Below are 973 nucleotides of genomic sequence, written 5' to 3' on the forward strand. Positions count from 1 at the left end.
CACCTGAAGAGATTGTAAAAGACAATGGACTAAATCCAGCGGAAACACTCGTTGTTGGTCAGGCACTTATCGTTAATACGAAAGGCAATAACTATTATGTACAGCCTGGTGACAGCCTTTATCGAATTTCTCAAACATATAGCGTTCCTCTCGCCAGTTTAGCTAAAGTTAATAACCTTTCATTAAAATCTATTCTTCATGTCGGACAACAATTATATATACCGAAAGGAACAAAACGAGCAGTAGAATCCATCGCTTATTTACAACCTTCAACAATACCGATAAAAGAAAGTTTAGTAAATGCTACACGTGCTATTAATCCATTTTTAACATATTTAGCCTACTTCAGCTTTGAAGCAAAACGAGACGGCACTTTAAAAGAACCCACAGAAACAGCTAAAATCGCTAATATTGCAACGCAAGGTAAAACCATCCCTATGCTCGTTATTACAAATATTGAAAATGGAAATTTCAGTGCTGATCTGACATCGGTTATTTTACGCGACGCAACAATCCAAAACAAATTTATTACAAACATTTTGCAAACAGCTGAAAAATACGGTATGCGAGACATTCACTTTGATTTCGAGAATGTAGCACCTGAGGATCGCGAAGCATATAATCGTTTTTTACGAAATGTAAAAACACGCTTACCTAGCGGGTACACATTAAGTACAACACTTGTACCGAAAACAAGTTCCAATCAAAAAGGGAAATTTTTTGAAGCTCATGATTATAAAGCACAAGGACAAATTGTTGATTTTGTCGTCATTATGACATACGACTGGGGTTGGCAAGGGGGACCACCGATGGCGATTTCTCCTATTGGTCCTGTGAAAGAAGTACTTCAATATGCAAAATCTCAAATGCCACCACAAAAAATTATGATGGGGCAAAATTTATACGGTTTCGATTGGAAACTGCCATTCAAACAAGGAAATCCACCTGCAAAAGCAATTAGCTCTGTTGCAGC

1 protein-coding gene is annotated in these 973 nt (G+C 37.4%); it reads left to right on the top strand.

Going from position 1 to position 973, the window contains the following annotated elements:
• On the top strand, nt 1-973 hold a 973-nt coding region (locus AC1DJR_RS31440; protein ID WP_477004409.1), incomplete at both ends, for a glycosyl hydrolase family 18 protein.

Source organism: Bacillus sp. 05T31 (genome assembly GCF_056396725.1).